Consider the following 3,964-nt stretch of genomic DNA (forward strand, 5'->3'; position numbering starts at 1 on the left):
CTATAATTTCTGTATCCCATACATATTTACGCTTCGTTTGATCTGGAGTAATGCTTTCAACAAGACGTTTAGTGAGCTTTTGTCGATGTACGGATGAGTTTTGCATAAGAAGGATCCTTTATTATTGAATGCCAACAAAAATATGGCTTGAGCATAGCATTCACAAACTTTAACTTCAATAAAAAAAAGGGGAGCATATGGGGAGCAACAGAACGAGAATCAGAGAGATTTTTATAGATGTAGAGAGAATCTAAATTCATCATAGATCTTTGATACATATAATAATATAGAACATAATAGATTTACATAGAATATAGGATCATCTAACTACGCCAAAGGAGCTTCGTCAGGTAAACCTTCGCTCTAACGTTTTCGTGTGTTGTCCACCTAAGGGTGGCTTGCCACCCGAAGCCCGTAAGGGCATGACGATCCAGCTATATGTGTAAGTCACCCTATGCCAAGGTATACCTTCCGAAGCACATTGTGCGTAGGAAGGCTACGGGCGACACTCCTTCGCTCTAACGTTTTCGTGTGTTGTCCATCCTAAGGGTGGCTTGCCACCCGAAGCCCGTAAGGGCGAAGGGTGGTGCGCCCGAGAGGATTTGAACCTCTGACCTTTGGCTCCGGAGGCCAACGCTCTATCCAGCTGAGCTACGGGCGCAAATGTTTCGCTGGTGGTTCTATGAAATTCTGTATATAATAAAGGTGTAAGAGATGCAATGGGACGTGTTTCATGGCAAAGAAGAAGACGCCAAAAGAGCAAAAGAAAAAGAAGCCGACCCCCCCGGAGAAAGCATCAGAAGTTGTTTATACTGATAAGCTGACAATTTCATGCGATGGGGGTACAGGGGAGCTTGAGCATCCGCGTGTCTATCTTCCCATGGGGGAGGAAGGATCTGTGGAGTGTCCCTACTGTAGTCAAGTATTCGTTTTGAAGGAATAAGAGCCATAATGTTTGTAAGGTGCTCTGGACTGCAGTAGACTACCCATCTTCCTCTGATTTCGATTTAATGGGTGTCGTAATCTTCACCAGAGTTATTTGATTTCGGTAACGCCGGAGGATTTCTAATTTGAATCCTTTTAATTCAACGGATTGACCTACTTTTGGAATCTTTTGGAATTCATAGAGCGCAAGGCCTGCAATCGTTGAAGCCTCTTCATCTGGAAGTTCCCAATCAAATTGACGGTTAAGATCACGAATTGTCACTATACCGTTGACCAGATACGTGCCGTCTCCCTGTAGGTGAACACCCTCAATATCCACGTCATGTTCATCGGAAATTTCTCCGACTATTTCTTCTAATATATCTTCTAAAGTGATGATGCCTTGGAGCTCTCCATATTCATCCACAACCAGGGCCAAGTGTTCATGCCGATTTCGGAAATCTTGGAGCTGAGCCAACAAAGTGGTTGACTCAGGAACAAACCAAGGTTTTCTGGCTAAGGAAATAATATTTAAGGAGTCGATTTTTCCTTTATGAGTGCGCACGGCCTTTAAGACGTGCTTTGCATGCAGCATGCCAACAATATTCTCTGGGTTATCTTTCCAGAGAGGGAGACGTGTGTAAGGGCTATTGGATATTTTCTCCACTATTAATGAAGAGGGATCAGAGGCATCGATCATTTTTACCGTTTTCCGATGAACCATTACCTCTGATACTGTTACGGTCGTTAAATCTAAGATGCTCTTAAGCATGGCACCTTTATGGAGAGCGACAGAATCGGTTTCTCGATGAAGTTCGATGGTGCCACGCAATTCCTCCTCGCCCGCGGATAATTTTTTGTCTTTTCCAATACGAACGCCAAAGATTTTCCAAGTTAGTCCTGCGAGCCACTGAATCAAAGTTGCGATTGGGGAAAAAACTATGATGAAAGGTTTCAAAATAGGGGCCAAGTGTCGAGCGGCTGTTTCAGGATGGTTTACCGCGCCCATTTTGGGTAAGATTTCTGAGAAGAATAAGATAAGCAGTGTCATTCCAACGGTTGCATAGGCTATCCCTGTTTCTCCAAACATCTTCACAAGAAAGCCAGTTGCGATAGCAGAGGCAAAAATGTTGACTAAGGTATTGCCAAACAGAATGGTACCGATAAGTTTTTCCATATTCTCTTGAAGTTTTTGGACAGTGGCTGCACTTTTGCTTCCTTTTTTGCGTAGTTGAAATAATTTGGCGCGTGAGGCAGCAGTGAGAGCCGTTTCTGAAGCCGAGAAGAAAGCCGAAACGATCAACAGTACAAAAATGATTGAGATAGGGAGCCAGATTGAGAGCGTCATATTCTTCTTCGTGTTTACTTTCTTTTCAATTGTACATTCTTTTTTATGCTAATTGCAACAACGGTACCAAAAAGTATATCTTTGTCGGGAAGATGAGGAGATAAGAGAACATAATGTCGTTTAAGATTGTCCAGCTAACAGATACACACATTCCACATCCCTATCGTGTTCAGAATGATAATTTGAACCGTTTGGAAAGGACGATTGCTCATGTTAATCAGGAAATTCAACCTCAATTCGTAATGATTTCAGGAGATCTAATTCTAGATCACGAAGATGGGATAAGGGGATATGAGGATTTAAAGGGCGCTTTGGAGACACTTGAGGCTCCGTATTATTTGATGCCAGGAAATCACGATAATTATGAAGACATGAAAGAAATATTCAATGATCATAAGTATTTAAGGGAGAAGAGTCCTTATATCCAATATGTTCTCGAGGATTCCCAGTGGCCAGTTTCATGTATAGCGTTTGATACGGTTGTTGATGGGATAGATTCAGGCCGTGTATTTGAAGATCGCTTAAAATGGTTGGAAAAGCGTTTCCAGGAGTGCAAAAAGCCTATTCTATTATTTATGCATCATCCTCCGATCAGTTTTAGAACCCTTCCCCAACTTGAAGAGGTGGTATTTGAAGGGAAAAGAAAAAGAAACTTGGACGCATTTTTTTGCCCTGGAGACTCAGACCTTCTGGCCGTGGTTAAAAGATACCCAAATGTAAAGAGACTTGCCTGCGGTCATGGGCATTTTGGTTTGGAGATCCTGTGGGGACCTATTCCGCTTAGTGTTTCTCCCAGCGTTGCTCCGGCGTTTTTCTTATCTGAGAAGGATAATATTGTTATCGATTTAGGGGGGATTGTCAGAAAAGAGCCTGGTTTTACCCTTCATGAATGGGATCAGAAAACAGAGTCTCTTGATTGCTCATTTCATTTTGTGACATAGGCAAATACACGGTTAATAAAAAGGGGTTTTCTTCCTCAGTTTCAGAGAAATAAAAAAAAGAGAAAAAAGTCCTTGCATCACATTTTAAACTGCAGTAGGTTCCACTTCGCAGCCAGAAAATTAGGTATTGCAAATATGGGTTCGTTTATGTAATGTACGCGAATTCAGCTCTTTGATAAGTTAAAATATAGAAAGAGATGCGTTGGCGACGACAAACAGTAGTTTGATGTTGCAAACGTATCGGACACAGAAATGTGCGCCAAAATATGTTTGTGGGTCAATGTAACACTCATGAAAATCTTTGATTGAATTGAGATTTAAACATGAGAGTTTGATCCTGGCTCAGAACGAACGCTGGCGGCACGCCTAACACATGCAAGTCGAACGGGACTATAGACTTCGGTCTATAGTTTAGTGGCAGACGGGTGAGTAACACGTGGGAAACTACCCAACGGTGGGGAATAACTGTGGGAAACCGCAGCTAATACCGCATACGCCCTTAGGGGGAAAGACTTCGGTCGCCGATGGAAGTGCCCGCGCTAGATTAGGTAGTTGGTAGGGTAATGGCCTACCAAGCCTACGATCTATAGCTGGTCTGAGAGGATGATCAGCCACACTGGGACTGAGACACGGCCCAGACTCCTACGGGAGGCAGCAGTGGGGAATCTTGGACAATGGGGGAAACCCTGATCCAGCGATGCCGCGTGAGTGAAGAAGGCCTTAGGGTTGTAAAACTCTTTCAACGGGGAAG

General features: G+C 43.2%; 3 protein-coding genes, 1 tRNA gene and 1 rRNA gene. 3 read left to right on the plus strand and 2 right to left on the minus strand.

The features are described 5' to 3' along the window. Window positions 1-584 precede the first annotated feature (584 nt). Window positions 585-661: transfer RNA gene (locus tag HOL16_00335), tRNA-Arg, on the minus strand. 72 nt (window positions 662-733) lie between these two features. Between HOL16_00335 and HOL16_00340 the strand changes: the two genes are divergently transcribed. Beyond that, complete coding sequence (locus tag HOL16_00340) at window positions 734-943, plus strand: zinc-finger domain-containing protein (GenBank protein MBT5389152.1); 210 nt, start codon at window positions 734-736, stop codon at window positions 941-943. Between the two features lie 39 nt (window positions 944-982). On the opposite strand, the gene HOL16_00345 is transcribed toward HOL16_00340, so the two are convergent. Next, window positions 983-2,272 (minus strand): HlyC/CorC family transporter, encoded by a 1,290-nt coding sequence (locus HOL16_00345; GenBank protein MBT5389153.1) that lies wholly within the window; start codon window positions 2,270-2,272, stop codon window positions 983-985. Between the two features lie 113 nt (window positions 2,273-2,385). Between HOL16_00345 and HOL16_00350 the strand changes: the two genes are divergently transcribed. Continuing rightward, entirely contained in the window at window positions 2,386-3,213 is an 828-nt protein-coding gene (locus HOL16_00350; GenBank protein ID MBT5389154.1) for a hypothetical protein, read from the plus strand. Between the two features lie 316 nt (window positions 3,214-3,529). After that, window positions 3,530-3,964, plus strand: a 16S ribosomal RNA gene (locus tag HOL16_00355); the annotation flags it as partial.

This window comes from Alphaproteobacteria bacterium (assembly GCA_018662925.1).
In the GTDB taxonomy this organism is placed as follows: Bacteria; Pseudomonadota; Alphaproteobacteria; order 16-39-46; family JABJFC01; genus JABJFC01.